This window comes from Bacillus sp. BF2-3, from assembly GCF_008368795.1.
GTDB lineage: Bacteria > Bacillota > Bacilli > Bacillales > Bacillaceae_G > Bacillus_A > Bacillus_A cereus.
Genome location: NZ_QOSA01000020.1, coordinates 70433 through 85214, shown reverse-complemented (window position 1 = coordinate 85214; position 14782 = coordinate 70433). Strand labels below are relative to the sequence as shown.

The following is a 14782-nucleotide window of genomic DNA, read 5'->3' as shown; positions in this document are numbered from 1 at the left end:
AAAATGGCATATAATAAAAAGAAGAGATGCGCTCACATCTCTTCCCTAACTGCTACCGCTTAGGGTGGTGGTTATTATAAGCTATTTCTTTTTGCGGAACCCACCCTTTTGCTTGTGACGGCGCGGAGTGGGTTTTTTGTTGTCCTTATCCAGAAGTTGCTTCCGCAAAAAATACGCTGAAACTTCGCGCACAGTCGCTTTGACAAACTCTTTTACAAGGTCAAACAAAAACTCCATATTATCACCTCCTTTCCTTCCGAATAGAAAGAAGGGATAACCATCCACCCTCACAATATGCAGTTGATTTTATTTTATCAAATGATTGTAAAGGTATTATGTAAACAAAACAAATGAAATTTTACATAGAAAAAAGCCCCTCCAAACTGGGCTTTTTTTTATACATACTATTACTTCCCAATTGTTCTGAAAAAACCGTCGATAAATTTAAGTTACAAATATTCAGAATTAATATTAAAATTAAAAATGGGGATAGGGGTATGGGCTTATAAAATTTATACATAACGAGGGAATAGAAATGAAACTACAATTAAAAGCGGATTTAATGTTACTACTAGTTACATTTTTTTGGGGTGCATCCATCCTACTTACAAAGCTTGGACTTGATGGCATAGAAGAATATAATTTAATTGCATTACGATTTATTATCGCTTTTCTTTTATCAGGTTTAATATTTTACAAACATTTATTCAAAGTTGATTTTAAAACTGTAAAATATGCATTTATACTTGCTTCTGTCTTATTTATCGTTTATATTTTCGCGACTTTCGGTACAAAGTATACGAGTGTTTCTAATGCTGGTTTCTTACTATGTCTCACAGTCATTTTCATTCCAATATTATCAGCTATATTTTTAAAACACATTCCGGAAAAGAAAGTTATAGTAGGAATCATTTTAACGATAATAGGAATCGGCTTATTAACATTAACGAGCGAATTCAAAATCGGTAACGGCGATATATTTTGCATACTGTCTGCCCTATTTTATGCGATCCACGTCATCATTACTGGAAGCGTAACGAAACATGTGAATTCCATTGCACTTGGAGTAGTGCAACTAGGTTTCGTCGGTCTATTTAGTCTTATTTTTTCATTCATTATGGAAACACCAAAACTTCCTAGTACGATCAACTCATGGCTCATCATATTAGCTTTAAGCATATTTTGCACCGCAGTCGCATTCATCGTGCAAGTAATTGCCCAGCAATACACGACACCTACCCATACAGGTCTTATTTTTTCATTAGAACCTGTCTTTTCCGCAGGCTTTGCTTTCGTCTTCACAGGTGAAACGCTGACAGGAAAAGGATACTTAGGGGCTACGCTTATATTGCTGAGTGTGCTAATTGCTGAGTTAGATTTTAAGAGTTTGTTGAGGCCTAATTATAAGAAGAATATAGAATAAACATTTCACTATGATCAATAAACATACCCCAGAAAAATATGAGTTTATATTATTTTCATTCTCTTCAATTAGATTTTCTTTTTAGATGCTATCTTCAAATAAGGTAGCATCTAAAAAATGTTAAAAGGAATTTTCTCCCTAGTGTCTTCTTATATTTTATGTAATCTGCATCTTTGACCTTTTCTACGTTCTTTAATTACTTACTGAATATAGTCATACAGATTTTTCGCTAACAATAAACAAGTTACTGTAATGAACAGAGCACGAACATACCCGCTTCCTTTTTTTATAGCGAATTTGGAGCCAACAATCCCTCCAGCAATTTGAGCAATCCCCATTATAAAACCATATGCATAGTTGACTTGCCCTACATACATAAACATCAACAATGCACCAACATTACTTCCTAAATTAAGAAGCTTCGCATTACCTGCTGCTTTTAAAAAATCATACCCAATAAATAAAAGAGAAAACATTAAAAATGAACCTGTTCCAGGACCTAGAAATCCATCATAAAAACCAATAGCAAAAACAAAGAAAGTAAAAATAATGACGTGTCGACCAGACAATTTCTTATGAGTGGAAATACTACCCCAATCCTTTTTAAATATCGTATAAATAGCGACCGCACCAAGCATAATCAACATCAATGGCTTCAGTACTTCTGGATTCATTAAATGAACGGTCCATGCCCCTATTATGGAACCTATGAAAGTGAGCGGAACTAATTTAAACGCCGATTTCAAATCAAGATTACCAGAACGATAAAACACAATATTACTAGTTGCACTTCCCATTGTCGATGCTAGTTTATTCGTAGCTACTGCACTTGCTGGATTCAGTCCTGTAAATAATAAAGCTGGTAAAGCAATGAGTCCACCACCACCTACAACTGAATCAATAAATGCAGCTAAAAATCCAAAAGCGATCAAAATCATTAATACAGATGGGTCTAAATAAAAATCCATACTATTAACCTCCCCTTTAGTCACTATTCGAATAGTAACTAATAATTTGCTAAATGTAAATAGTTATTGTAACGTTGAAATATAAAAGCAAACATCGGAGGACGAAAAAAGTGGACTACATAGTGCAACAGCTTAAAAAAATTGGTTTCAATGAATATGAAGCTAAATCTTATGTATCTCTTGTTAAACAGGGGCCTGTCACAGCCTATCAAGTGAGTAAGGATTCGGGTGTCCCAAGAGCGCGAATTTATGAGATTTTAGGTAACCTTGTAGAAAAAGGAATTGTCATGAAAGAAGAAATAAATGACACCACCCGCTATTCACCTCTACCTGTTGAAATCTTTTTACAGAAAGCGCAAACAGAATGGCAATCTACTTACGAAGGAATAAGTGATTCATTAAAAAAACTAGAAACTTCCGAGGAAAAAACGGATAATCGAGTAATTACTTTAAAAGACAATCAAACAATCATTAGCTATTGTCAGGCATTAATAAAAAAAGCAGAACGACGTATTGTCATTTCAATGTGGGATGAGATGTATGAAGCGTTAAAAGAAGATCTATCTGAAGTAGCTGATAAAGTTACAATACAAGGTATTACCCTACATGTTGAAAATCCCATTAAAAATCTAGAAGCCCACCGCATAACACCTTATACAGAAACCTTGTCTACAGAACATTGGTTTATTGTATCGATAGATTCTAAAGAGATGATTTATGGACCATCACTTGAAGAGCGTAATATTGCTTTTTATACAGATGACCCCGTTCATATATACTTATTAGAGGATTATGTATGGCATGATGTTTTAGTAAATCGACTTGTCCGACGTAGCCAAGATGACTTGCAGCAGTGGATTACTGCAGAGAGAAAGTCTTTCTTTATGGGGAAATAAGTAGCATATTCAAGAGCAAACCAAAAGATTTGCGTATTAAACCTAACAACTTCTCCGTACAAAAATAGCCGACTATTATATAATAAATATTCGGCTATTTTTGTATAAATTTATACAGACGCTGCCATTACCCCAGCGATTAATGAGATAAACGCTTCTCCCACTCTTTCACCTTTTCAATTGTTACATCTAATTTTTAGCTATTTCTTCTACACTCATTCCTTTAAAAAGCATTCCAGCTGCCGAAAGTGCTTTATCAATTTCTTCTTGCTTCTCTTGTTCATATAAACGACCTACTTTTGTCATCCGTAACCACTCCTTTACCTTTTTATATGCCTTCTTCTATTTTATCATCCAATCTCCACAAACCGCCCAAACTCCTTCAAAAACCTCAACTTAAAACTCCCCACAGGTCCATTCCGATGCTTCGCCACATGAATCTCCGTCATCTCTTTCTGCTTCGTTTCCTTATCGTAATAATCTTCGCGATACATAAGCATAATGACATCCGCATCTTGCTCAATTTGCCCCGTCTCTCTTAAATCAGATAAAAGCGGACGCTTATCTTGCCGCGACTCTACAGAACGAGATAACTGTGATAACGCTACTACACAAACATTTAACTCACGTGCTAATACCTTAAGCTTACGAGAAATCTCACTAATCTCTTGAAATCGATTACCCTTATGCTTCGGATCGCCCGTAATAAGCTGCAAGTAATCTACAATAATTAAAATCTTTTTATCACCGTGCTTCCTCTTTAACTTACGAGTTTGCATCCAAATATCTTGTACCGTAACGCCTGCATTGTCGTAAATCTCAAATGGCAACTCACCAATCTCCGCAAACGCCTTACTTACCTTCTCCCAATCTTCCATCGCAAAACGATGCTTCGGATTTTTCAGCCTACCTCCTGACACTTCGCCTACGCAAGATGCCATCCTTTTTAACAATTGCTTACTACTCATCTCTAACGAAAACAATCCGACCGCCGCTCCAGACTTCGCCGCATGCAGTCCAACATTAAGCGCAAACGCAGTCTTCCCCATAGAAGGACGCGCACCAAGAACGACAAAATCACCTTCCTGCAATCCGCACGTCATTTTATTTAACGATGTATAACCAGTCTCAATACCAGTAATCTCTTTCCCATCTTGATGAAGCTCCTCATACAAATCAACTAATGCACCCTTCAAATCAAACTCACATACAGAATCTTTCTCCTCTAACTCACAAAGTGCCGTAATCGTCTCACCGATAACTTTCTCACTCTTCTCCGCAATAAGACGCTCCCCCATCTTGTGCCCGAGAACACCAGCCTGATACATTTTCCACGCACCTCGAACAAGCCCCTCATAATAAGAGAAATTGCTAATAGTAGGCACACTATCCATTAACCCTATAAAATACTCCATTCCCCCGATCCCCTCTAAAAACTTCGGATCCACCCTAGAAATGAACGTCACAAGATCAATCGGTTGCCCCTCTTCTTCCATTTTTCGCATTAACTGAAATATAGACTTATGCACCGGCATAGAAAAATACTGCTCCGTCAAACGGCACTCCTTAATAAGCTCTCCATCAATTAATAGAGAACCTAACACCGTCTTCTCCGCCTCCACATTTTGAATACTCATGGCCGCCACCCGCGCTCCGCTAAAAAGCGCTGCAACTCTTCCTCAGATGGCGCATTCTTCTCCCACTCCTCACACCTCGCCAAAAACTCCTCCGTCTCCCCCGTACTAACAGACGACTCCTTCTTCCGAAAGCTCGCCGTATCCGCCTCAACCTCAGAAACTTTCGTAAATCCTTTCCCGTGCCACCCTCTCAAAATTCCCTTCACATAAGCAACCGTCCGCTTATTATTCTCAAACGCAATTTGAAGCGCCTTCAGCACAAGCTCCTCTGACAAATCTTCCATCCACGCACTCAGTTCCTCCACCGCAAAAGGAGACAAACTACCGAAATGTTGCTCATAAAAAGAAAACACGCGACTTCCCGTCTCTTCCTCTATAACCTCTTCTTCCTCTGTCTCCTCACAAATCGGCTCAACATCATCCACATTCAAATCATCAGGCATACCGAAATGTGCTAAAAGCATCGGAACATTCAGCTCCTCCTCCGCACACTTCTGAAGAAACATATGTACAAACTCCTTATTCTTCACACTCTTCAGCTCACGAAGCACACACTTCTCCACATTCGTATTCGTCACAGGATTATAACGAAGCCAATTCAAAACGAATAGCTCCCGTGTATCTGCATCATAAAGAATCTTCCCATAATCAATGAAGCGCTGCACAAGCTTATCAACAGTCTCCCTGTTATAACCCGTCTCCATCTCAGCTAACCGCTTCGGAAAAGGAAAAATCCCGCACTGCGTCGTCTTCGAACAAGTTAGCAAATACACATAAAAATACCGCTCCTCCGGCGTCAAATCCAAAACAAAATCATCCTGCCAAAAATTCACCTGCACATTACGATACACCGCCATCCTAATTCCTCCCGTCCTCATTCAAAAATGAAAATTCCTCTTTGTACTATATATAGGAAGGAGGGCCGGGTTTTTGGCGTGTTATTTCAAATTTTTTTTCGACTCCTACTACGGTGTTTGTTGGTGTTTTTGTTTTGTTATGTTTTTTCTTAGTGATTTATTACTTGGTAGGGGCTTGTAAGGGGCTTAGGAGGGGCTAGTTATCGGTTACTTCGATTAGAAAGACTCGATCTGAAAAGCCGCCTCGTTCTTCTGCTTTCTTTTCACGGATGTTGTTGATTTCTTCTAGTGTTGTGCCTTCGTGTTCAGCTAGGGCGTTTATTAGTTCTAGTAGGTTGGATAGTTCTTCGAGTTTATGTTCTTTTGTGTCTGCTTCTAGGTATTCGGTTAGTTCTTCTTGTGTTTTCTTGCAGAGTTCCTCTATGTATTCATCTTCATTTAGGATTCTTGTTGTGGGTGTTTTTCCGTTGGATTTTATTATTTGTGGAATTTTGTTTCGGATTAGTTTGTTGTAGGTTGGCATGGGATTTTTCCTCCGTTTGGTTTTTCTTCTATTATAATGGAAAAGCAGTTTAACTAGTTGTTAAACTGCTGGATTGCTTCTTTTATATAGTTTTCTTCTTTGGTTGTGAAGAGAGCCGGGAATTCGGATAGTGGAAGGTCTGATTTTTGGATTATATCCTCTATATCACTTTGAGGTATATCAAGATAGTTCGTTACTCCTTCTATTAAATTGAAAAATTCCTTCAAAGTAACTTGAACGTCATGATGACTCGGATCCTTCTCTTCTTCCTTATACTTTTTCAACTTCCCTATCACATCCATAAAACGCCGATCAAACTTTTCTTTTAATTCCTTATTATTATAAAACGCTTGAATACTCTCCGTTGAAAAGTGTTCCTCTAACCATTCTTTATTTTCTTTCTCCCATATGAAGGTTTGCAAAAACGAAGAAAACAAAGCGACATCCACTCGTTCTTCCTTTTGAAACTTCTTCGTCATCTCATCCATATGCGAAAGCACCTTCGCAATTCTTTCTTGCTCTGCCAAAAGCAATTCCCTTTGAAAATGCATTTGTCTTAAAAAATCTTCAGTCTCTACATTCCGCTGTAATATAATATTTTGAATTTCCCCAAGCGAAAAACCGAGATGCTTAAACGATTGAATTTGCTGTAGCACATACAAATCATCTTTTGTATATAACCGATGACCTCCCTCAGTATAATCGCTTGGCTTTAATAAATTAATCTTGTCATAATAACGAAGCGTCCGCACCGTAACATTCCCAACACTTGCAAACTCACTAATCATCCACGCCATAACATCACCTACTCCGCTAACTTCTCTCTCACATACTGAAGCATACGAGAAAAACTCATCTCATTCTGCCGACAATATTGAAATAAACCTATAACAAGCAATAAAAAAGGAATATTCCTTCTATAACGATTTTCATACTCACTAATACCATCATAAAAGTACTCATACATTCTTTTTCGTAAAACAATATAAATTGCAATAAACAACACTGCAACCATAACAAAAAATTGCTTTCCCTTTACCTCCACTTCTTGTTTCATCACCTATTCTCCTTCCAACGCGTACTTATCTTCTTTAAATAACGGAATTCGAATGAAATAACGATACGGTTCATCACGTATTACTTTCCACGCAACAATGATCACTTGAACTACCTCAAAGATAAATACAATCCAAAACAAAACATCACTAATACGCGTACTAATATTAAATAGAAGAAAGATTAACAAATGAAAGTTGAACGCCTTTCGGCAATGGTACTTGTACACCTCATTTTTACGTGCCAGTGTGCTGTACATGAGTAGTGGTGAAAAGATTCCTATTACGGCTGAGAGTAGTAGCATGATGATGGTGTTTCTTTTTTCTATTTTGGTGGTTTTCATGAGTGGTTTGGTCCCCCTTTTTATTTTGTCTTCTTTAGGTTAGGGGATGACGTTGGGGTAGGTGCAAGGGGATTGTATAAAAAAATTTAGTAACACTAATATAGGATAAGAGCTTTACAATGACAGGGTGGAAGTCGTGAATTCAAGCCTCTCCGGGTCATACAGTTAGTTATATCAAGAATTTGAGTACGTTTCTTAACAATTAAAAATGTTATGGTCATTACCAAACCGGTATGACTAAACGAAAATCACTTCGCAAAAAATGCGGTGTGGTTTTTTTTGTTAAAATTTGCTGTCCTTGATTTTTTGGACGATAGAGAGTTTAAAAATATTACATCGAAAACGCTACAAAGCTATCGGGATATTCTGAAACAGTTTGAAAATTTCTGTTTAGAACATGATGTTATTAATGTCGAGGATATTACTACAATTATTATGAAGCGATACATCTTGCATTATCAAAAGAAAGGAAACAACGCAACGCTACCTTCCCTAAAGTCGTCACGCTGTTTGGCAATGACTTTGCCTTCCTGATTACGTTCTATAATTAAGTTTCTTTCCATTTCTGCCACTGCTAATAATGTAGTTAAAAAGAACCTTCCCTTTGTGGTATCTTCTAATAGTCCTTTTACAATCACGATTCCATCAACAGTGTTTCTTGCTAGTCTATCTAGTTTAGTGACAACTAATGTATCACCTTCTTTTAGGATTGAAAGAACTTCTTTTAACTGGGGTCTGTCTGATTTTGTTCCTGTAAACTTCTCAGAATAAATATTGTCACAGCCTTCATTTTCTAATGCTGTTAATTGTACATCTAATTCTTTTGACACTGTACTTACTCGTACGTATCCGTATTTCATTATGTAATAGCCTCTTTTTTACCGTCCATTTATGACAACTAAGTTATGACCCTCTTTTTGAAAAAAGTAGAATTAAAATATCTATAGTATTATATAATCAAATAGAATTATTTTACTAAAAAACAAAGGGTGGATATTTATATGGGAATCTATGAAATTCATGCAAAAATCCTTTTATTTTTACATGAAAATTACTTTAAATTGGTATCAAGCGATTTTAATCGGAATGAAAGTTTCGATAAAAAAGAATTTGAAAGTGGTATGCAATTAAATGATTATTATAAAAGTAGAATTACCTACAAAGAAAAATTTATTGGTGGCGGTTTAAAAAAGGTTAGACCATCTTTTAAGGTGTATGAGTCTACAAAGTATGGAACTTTTGGTATTGAGTACAGAAGCTACTCCGGGCTGGTAGGATTTAAAGCCAAAAAGAAGATTGAAAAAAAGATTGAAGATGGGATGTCTGCTGAGAGACTAAAGCAAGGTTGGGGAACTGGGGAATTTTGGAACGGAAGAAATGGAATGTTCGATTTTTATTTAGATACAGGAAATAGGTACGAGGTCTTGTATAATGGTGGGGATGCAACTCACTTTAATTTATTTGATGACTTGAAAAGACACGCAACATTTGAAGATTGTCTTAAAGTTTGGCATGGTGAAGATTTTTATTCTGGAGAGAAAGATAAAGAAAAGTTAGAGGCACTTATAACATTATTTTTGTTAATGTTTGAACAAGAAGTAAACTATGGCGAGTTAGATTTTCAACAATATACTAATTTTAGTATTAGTGAGGGTTTTAGACCAAGAGATATGATTATGGGATTTTTGAATATGATGTACAATGGCAAAGATGATTTTGATTCTTATCCATTCTGGACTGAAAAAGATGGAATAAAGTTCTCGACACACTTTGGATTTGATAAAGAAAGGGAGGGTTATGCTAATTTAGAAAATCGGTACAAAAAATATTTCGAGGAATATAGAAATATTTATCCGGACGTGAAATCTTTATTTAGCAATGAGGACATAAAAAATTCCTTTATAGCTGCAGCTAATGCAGCTGGACAAAACCCTGAACTGGATAAACTTGTTATAAATAATTAACATTCTCTACTTTGGTAAGTTACCAAATAAAAAAATGAATGAAAGATACTACAAGTAGATGTGGTATCTTTCATTCGACTTGAATCCCTAGAAGCCCACTAATATATCAAGCTACTCAATAGAAACAAAATAATAAAAACTAGGATAAAGGAACGAATGAAAGTATGTATCGGCAAATTTACTCTCAAAATAATGACTTTTCTTTCGTCGAGAATCTTTTGAAAATTCATAAGAAAAATGATATAGATTCAGATGAAACTTAATTCCAATAAAATAAAAAGTAAGAGTATTCTTCTATAGATTTATCAAGGGGGAAAAAGATGACTGAAGATATTAGGGATATATTAAAGGCAATGAATGACTATAATTTAATTAGTATTTACGGTGTGTGGCTAGCGGAATTGAAAGCTAGGGGAATGATTAGAACTAATAATGTTATTGGTGAACTCGGTGAATACCTAGCTATTAAATATTATAAGGAAAACCCTAAACTACCTAAACTTCAAGCTGCACCAACAGGAACCCAGAATATTGACGCAATAAGTATCAACGGAGATCGATATAGTATTAAATCAACAACAGGAAAAGTAACAGGTGTCTTCTATGGATTAAATGAACCGGATAGTGAAATTGAAGAAAAACAAAAATTTGAATATGTAGTAATAGTTGTTTTCAATAAAGATATAACATTAAATTCTATTTATGAAATTACATGGGAAAACTTCTTGAATCATAAACGTTGGCATAGCAGAATGAGGGCTTGGAACTTATCTATTAGCAAAACACTTTTAGAAGATTGTATAAAGATTTTCTAACAAGGTTGCAAAGACTCAACAATACCATCAACTATTAATTAGGGGCGGCTTTATGCCGTATAATATTTGGGTAGAGGAAATTATGGAAGCCTTGATTAAATTGGGTGGGAATGCTTCTTTAGTAGCTATTTATAATATAGTCGAAGGAAATGGTAAGACTGATTTATCAAAATATATCGACTAGAAATCAAAGATAAGGAAAAATGCATATCTACATTCTATCGATACTGATATTTTTAATTATACTGTTGGTGGAGAAATGGATCTTTCTATTCCATAGTTGGGAAAGGTAAAGGGATTTTTGGATTACGAAATTTCAAAAAAACAATTCAAATGATGATGCCGCTGAAACTGTTGAGAAGAAAAAGAGCTTAGATTCCTTTTAAATTAAGGTTTCTAAGCTTCTTTTAATTATTCCCATTCAATAAAAGTTTAATTCTATTATAACAAGAATTACTTTTAAATAAGGTCTTTATATGAAATTACGTTATTAAACAAAACTAAAATTCGATAAGCTCAGTATCATTTTTACATCTCAGAGGTGTTTTACGTTATCTTATGAAATTATGTTTGCCCAACCCTTATTTCAATTGAGGATGTTTTTTATTTTGTCTAACTCGAATAGAGTAGTTCATCATCCTATCTTTTAAACGTCGTTTATTCACTATGTACTATTATAAAATAGGGTAATTTTAATTATTGCATTTGTGGCACTCGAATCTTTTCTGTGTCTAAAAGATTCGCACAAATAATTTCTTTTACTTCCTCACGTGTTAGCATGTCTAACATTCTCACCCCACCAATTTGATTTAAGATTTTATTTGCATTTGAGTAAGAATAACGATTTACAATCATTTTATCTTGCTCGGCTAGCTCTTTAATGGCCTCTAAAATCCCTAATGAAATAGCTTTGTTAGAAATAATATTACTCGAGAACCAAATAACTGCGTTACCACGGAATGCACCGTCTACAAAAAAGTCCGTTAAGTGGAATGGATTACTTGGATGTTGCACATCTACAGTGTAATAAGCTACCCACCATAGTAACGATAAATTATTAATCGTCAGCGAGCGCTTATGGCCTTGATTAAAAATTGTTCTACTTTCAATACTACGGTCCTTATCTTGAGCTGAAATTAAATTCAACTGATTTAAATGATAATCTATGTAGTACGTGTTAGCTAAAGCTACCCACATCTTTTCACTTTCAGCTTCTGAAATTGAAATATGCTTCAAACTATTCCACAGCGTTCGAATATTTTCTTTTATAGCTTCACCATCAACTGTTTCTAACTTCAATGGTACATAATCGAAAACTGTCGAGCTTTCATGAACATTTTCAGGATTCGAAAAGATTTTCGCAATTTCTACTGTATTATTTGTTTTATACAGCGGTAAATAATCCGTTTTAAAATTAACTTTAAAGTTTTCTAGAAATTCATCTGTTACATATTTAATAACATTAGTCATAAGTAAGCTCCGCTCCTTTATAAAAGTTATATAATGCATCTTCTACAGGTGCATCTAATAGCTGCTGTGCAACTTTCATGGCGTCAGCAGTTAAAATCGTTTGTTCGTCATAACCCGCTTTGCTTAGTAACTCAAATAAGGCCGGCACCCATAAACAATCTCTATTGAAATCACCATTTTTCACGCGTTCAATTACATATGTTAATGCAGGCAAAACAATCGTTACTAGCAACATACTTTGTTTAACTTGATCCGAGCGACTCATAACTTGATAAGCTTCGTGCGCTTTTTGGGGTAAGTTGACTAAAATAATATCGCCATCAATATTAACATCCATAAACACATCATTAATCGCTGCAACACGAATCATCGACTTAGCATTTGGATTTTCTTTATTAGCAAATTTAATATTTAGCTCCGCCATCGTATCAAACGCTAAAATATCTCCTTTGATCAGCTTAAGTACATTAAAGTTATCACCATAGTATTCATTATTGAAATTTGGATTACTATAATTTTCAATCATTTCATTAGCTAAAATCATCGTATTCACTTCGATTTTGCCACTGATCTCGTTAGCATTTAACGAAATCGTAAGCTCATTTTGTAACTTGGACGCTGTAAATAACTTACGATAACTTGAAGAAACCCCTTCTAGATGAACGGCATACACAGCCTTTCCCTCAATAATGAATCGCTCTAACATCGCATCGTTTAATTTAAATTTCACCGTAACACTCATTTTCGATGGTGATACTTTTTCAAAATGAATGTCACTACTAAATTCGCTATTTTCATAGTCATTCATTTCACTATTTAAAACCGGATACGGAAATAAATCAGCTTTTAATTTCATATACCGTGCCCTCCATTTTCAAACGTAATTTACTATCAATCGAAATATCTGCACTGAATACAACATTTTTCGAAGGATTCTCTAAACGAACCGCGTTTCGTTTAATCGAAGTTTCATTCGATGGACTTGCAACATCCACTACTTTCAATGGGTATGTCATACCATTTGCACCAATTGACTTCAATTCAACTTCAATTGCTTTTGATTTCTTCAATACTTTCCCGACAATTCGGTACTTCCCTTCAGCTGCATTAAGCTCAACAATTTTCAGCTTAATAGAAGTAGACGGGCCTACTCGTTTTTCCTTATTCGTGATAACTTCCTCACCTTCACCATTTGGACCTTTATCGCCAGGTTCTTCACCTGGCCCATAGATTGTGTTAGGTGAGTCTCCACCGCCATGGCCCTCACGTTTACCGCCGCTACCAGAAGTATCACCATCCCCGATTCCTACAGCTTCTAGTACATTCTTTAACAAAGCTTCTTCTTTATCGCCATCTAATGTTTGAGTCTTATTATTTTTTCGCGAAAACTTAAAATCCTCGAAATTATTTTTTATACCCGAGTCTTTCTGCTTTTTCTCCCCTTCAGTTTGTTGCTCATTTAAAGGCAATAAATCATTTACTCCGAATGCATCAATAACATCCGTACCGATATCTGCAAACGCCTCTTGTACTTTATCTTTATACCATTGCAATAAATCCTTTAAAAAACCTGCTGCTTCTAGATGTGCTTCTCCCTGCTTACGATCAATACTCCATGTATCATGATTAGCGTTTTCTAAATCTTTTAAATACCCATTCAATTCTTTCCCTAACGCTTGAAATACGCCTGAGAAATTGATATTGCCACTAATACGATTACGCTCATAAATTTTCATACCAGCTGCACGAGTTTGCAATACTGTACGATTGGCTGGCTCATGCTGCAACAAATATAATTTAGCATCCGCTACATCTTTAACAAATGGATATTTTATAAAACGTTCATCCAAAGGAAAATGTAGTGTTTGCTCACTTGTTAATACTTCATAAAAACGATATGTTTTTAAAAACTGCGCTTTTATATCCCCACGAAGTTTATTCTCTTCATATATACGATTCATTAAAGAATGTACAGTTACATCGTTAATTATTTCTGATTTACCAACTTGTACAACAAGCTTCCCTTGAATAATCGCAAGTAGAAAATTATTTAAAGTTGAAAGAATAATATTTTGCGTCCAATTATCGTAATTTTTCAGACCGATAATAAAAATATCTGTACCAAATTCATCATTTTTTCTTTCAGGGTAACCAAATGTTTGCTGTTCAGCAATATAATCTGTTTCAGCGTCTACATATGTCGCACGCTCTTGTGTAATGAAGTTTTCTTCTTTAATTTTGAATGAAACGAAATTCATTACACCCACTGACTTTTCAGTTCCTTCATTTGCTAGTGTATTATAAAACACCATCCGTAGATCTGAAGCTGCAAACGGTGCTGCTTTACCAATTCCTTTACTACCCGCTGAATCAGTGTCATCCTTTTCTGAATAACCGTCTCCCAAAACTAATGACTCATACTTCTTTTTATTTAAGCCTGTTGTATTGTAGTCACTAATTTTTAAGACAGAGACTTTAGATGCATGAAGCACATCACTAAAACGATTTAAAAAATCGAGAGTGTCTTTATTATTTTTTTCTGTCCATAATTCGAGTGCTTTCGGCAGTGCCTCATCTCTAATAGATTCAATATTCGAGATATTTTCTGTTGGCATTTCAAAAAAATCGAACGTAATTTTAACTGCTTCCTCCTTACTTTTATCTTTTGCATCCAATGAATTTTGCAGTACCTCACGCGTCAAAGACTCCGCAACATTATCTAAGAATATTTCAATCGATGGATTATTTACCCCCTTTGGAGTTAACCCTTGTCCATTAGGAAATTTCCACTTATGCATATCTTATCCTCCTGTATTTTTAAATAATTGTT

Annotated in this window: 17 protein-coding genes and 1 pseudogene; 6 read left to right on the top strand and 12 right to left on the bottom strand. The window is 35.4% G+C overall.

Features of this window, described 5'->3' with window-relative positions:
* Positions 1-81 precede the first annotated feature (81 nt).
* Positions 82-237: a hypothetical protein gene (locus DN401_RS29860; RefSeq protein WP_000394753.1), complete on the bottom strand. Its 156-nt coding sequence runs from the start codon at positions 235-237 to the stop codon at positions 82-84.
* Between the two features lie 298 nt (positions 238-535).
* Between DN401_RS29860 and DN401_RS15965 the strand changes: the two genes are divergently transcribed.
* A complete protein-coding gene (locus DN401_RS15965) occupies positions 536-1423 on the top strand; it encodes a DMT family transporter (RefSeq protein ID WP_049108293.1) in 888 nt (295 codons plus the stop codon).
* A gap of 200 nt (positions 1424-1623) precedes the next feature.
* Here the strand turns inward: DN401_RS15965 and DN401_RS15960 are convergent, their stop codons facing one another.
* The gene (locus tag DN401_RS15960) at positions 1624-2391 is read right to left on the bottom strand and encodes a TSUP family transporter (protein WP_000348425.1); all 768 of its coding nucleotides are present in this window, start codon (positions 2389-2391) and stop codon (positions 1624-1626) included.
* A 110-nt stretch (positions 2392-2501) separates the two neighbouring features.
* On the opposite strand from DN401_RS15960, the gene DN401_RS15955 reads away from it, so the two are divergent.
* Positions 2502-3287: a TrmB family transcriptional regulator gene (locus DN401_RS15955; protein ID WP_000384619.1), complete on the top strand. Its 786-nt coding sequence runs from the start codon at positions 2502-2504 to the stop codon at positions 3285-3287.
* Positions 3288-3637: 350 nt separating this feature from the next.
* Here the strand turns inward: DN401_RS15955 and dnaB are convergent, their stop codons facing one another.
* The 6 genes from dnaB to DN401_RS15920 form a co-directional block, all read right to left on the bottom strand.
* On the bottom strand, positions 3638-4924 hold the full coding sequence (gene dnaB, locus DN401_RS15950; RefSeq protein WP_149287861.1) for a replicative DNA helicase: 1287 nt from the start codon (positions 4922-4924) through the stop codon (positions 3638-3640).
* Positions 4921-5781 (bottom strand): DnaD domain-containing protein, encoded by an 861-nt coding sequence (locus DN401_RS15945; protein WP_149287860.1) that lies wholly within the window; start codon positions 5779-5781, stop codon positions 4921-4923. Before DN401_RS15945 ends, dnaB begins: the two co-directional genes overlap by 4 nt.
* Positions 5782-5977: 196 nt before the next feature.
* On the bottom strand, positions 5978-6304 hold the full coding sequence (locus tag DN401_RS15935) for a nucleoside triphosphate pyrophosphohydrolase (RefSeq protein WP_149287859.1): 327 nt from the start codon (positions 6302-6304) through the stop codon (positions 5978-5980).
* Positions 6305-6357: 53 nt separating this feature from the next.
* Positions 6358-7101 (bottom strand): MerR family transcriptional regulator, encoded by a 744-nt coding sequence (locus DN401_RS15930; RefSeq protein ID WP_149287858.1) that lies wholly within the window; start codon positions 7099-7101, stop codon positions 6358-6360.
* Positions 7102-7109: 8 nt separating this feature from the next.
* On the bottom strand, positions 7110-7361 hold the full coding sequence (locus DN401_RS15925; RefSeq protein WP_023521293.1) for a hypothetical protein: 252 nt from the start codon (positions 7359-7361) through the stop codon (positions 7110-7112).
* Positions 7362-7364: 3 nt separating this feature from the next.
* Positions 7365-7703 (bottom strand): DUF4870 domain-containing protein, encoded by a 339-nt coding sequence (locus DN401_RS15920; RefSeq protein ID WP_149287857.1) that lies wholly within the window; start codon positions 7701-7703, stop codon positions 7365-7367.
* Positions 7704-7970: 267 nt separating this feature from the next.
* On the opposite strand from DN401_RS15920, the gene DN401_RS15915 reads away from it, so the two are divergent.
* Positions 7971-8237: a site-specific integrase gene (locus DN401_RS15915; RefSeq protein ID WP_255481337.1), complete on the top strand. Its 267-nt coding sequence runs from the start codon at positions 7971-7973 to the stop codon at positions 8235-8237.
* Here the strand turns inward: DN401_RS15915 and DN401_RS15910 are convergent.
* Positions 8189-8563, bottom strand: a pseudogene (locus DN401_RS15910) (recombinase family protein); the annotation flags it as partial. The gene DN401_RS15915 and the pseudogene DN401_RS15910 overlap by 49 nt on opposite strands.
* Before the next feature lie 141 nt (positions 8564-8704).
* Between DN401_RS15910 and DN401_RS15905 the strand changes: the two are divergent.
* From DN401_RS15905 to DN401_RS30210, 3 genes are all read left to right on the top strand, one after another.
* Positions 8705-9667, top strand: a complete 963-nt coding sequence (locus DN401_RS15905) for a hypothetical protein (RefSeq protein ID WP_149287856.1) — start codon at positions 8705-8707, stop codon at positions 9665-9667.
* A gap of 320 nt (positions 9668-9987) precedes the next feature.
* A complete protein-coding gene (locus DN401_RS15900) occupies positions 9988-10482 on the top strand; it encodes a hypothetical protein (protein WP_149287855.1) in 495 nt (164 codons plus the stop codon).
* 52 nt (positions 10483-10534) lie between these two features.
* A complete protein-coding gene (locus tag DN401_RS30210; RefSeq protein WP_255481336.1) occupies positions 10535-10666 on the top strand; it encodes a hypothetical protein in 132 nt (43 codons plus the stop codon).
* A 512-nt stretch (positions 10667-11178) separates the two neighbouring features.
* Here DN401_RS30210 and DN401_RS15895 read toward each other — a convergent pair.
* Genes DN401_RS15895 through DN401_RS15885 form a run of 3 tightly spaced genes read right to left on the bottom strand, consistent with a single transcriptional unit; the run spans position 11179 to position 14750 of the window.
* Positions 11179-11952, bottom strand: coding sequence for a DUF6339 family protein (locus tag DN401_RS15895; protein WP_098541718.1), 774 nt, complete (start codon positions 11950-11952; stop codon positions 11179-11181).
* Entirely contained in the window at positions 11945-12808 is an 864-nt protein-coding gene (locus DN401_RS15890) for a hypothetical protein (protein ID WP_149287854.1), read from the bottom strand. Before DN401_RS15890 ends, DN401_RS15895 begins: the two co-directional genes overlap by 8 nt.
* A complete protein-coding gene (locus tag DN401_RS15885) occupies positions 12792-14750 on the bottom strand; it encodes a hypothetical protein (RefSeq protein WP_149287853.1) in 1959 nt (652 codons plus the stop codon). The genes DN401_RS15890 and DN401_RS15885 overlap by 17 nt, the downstream gene beginning before the upstream one ends.
* Positions 14751-14782: the final 32 nt, after the last annotated feature.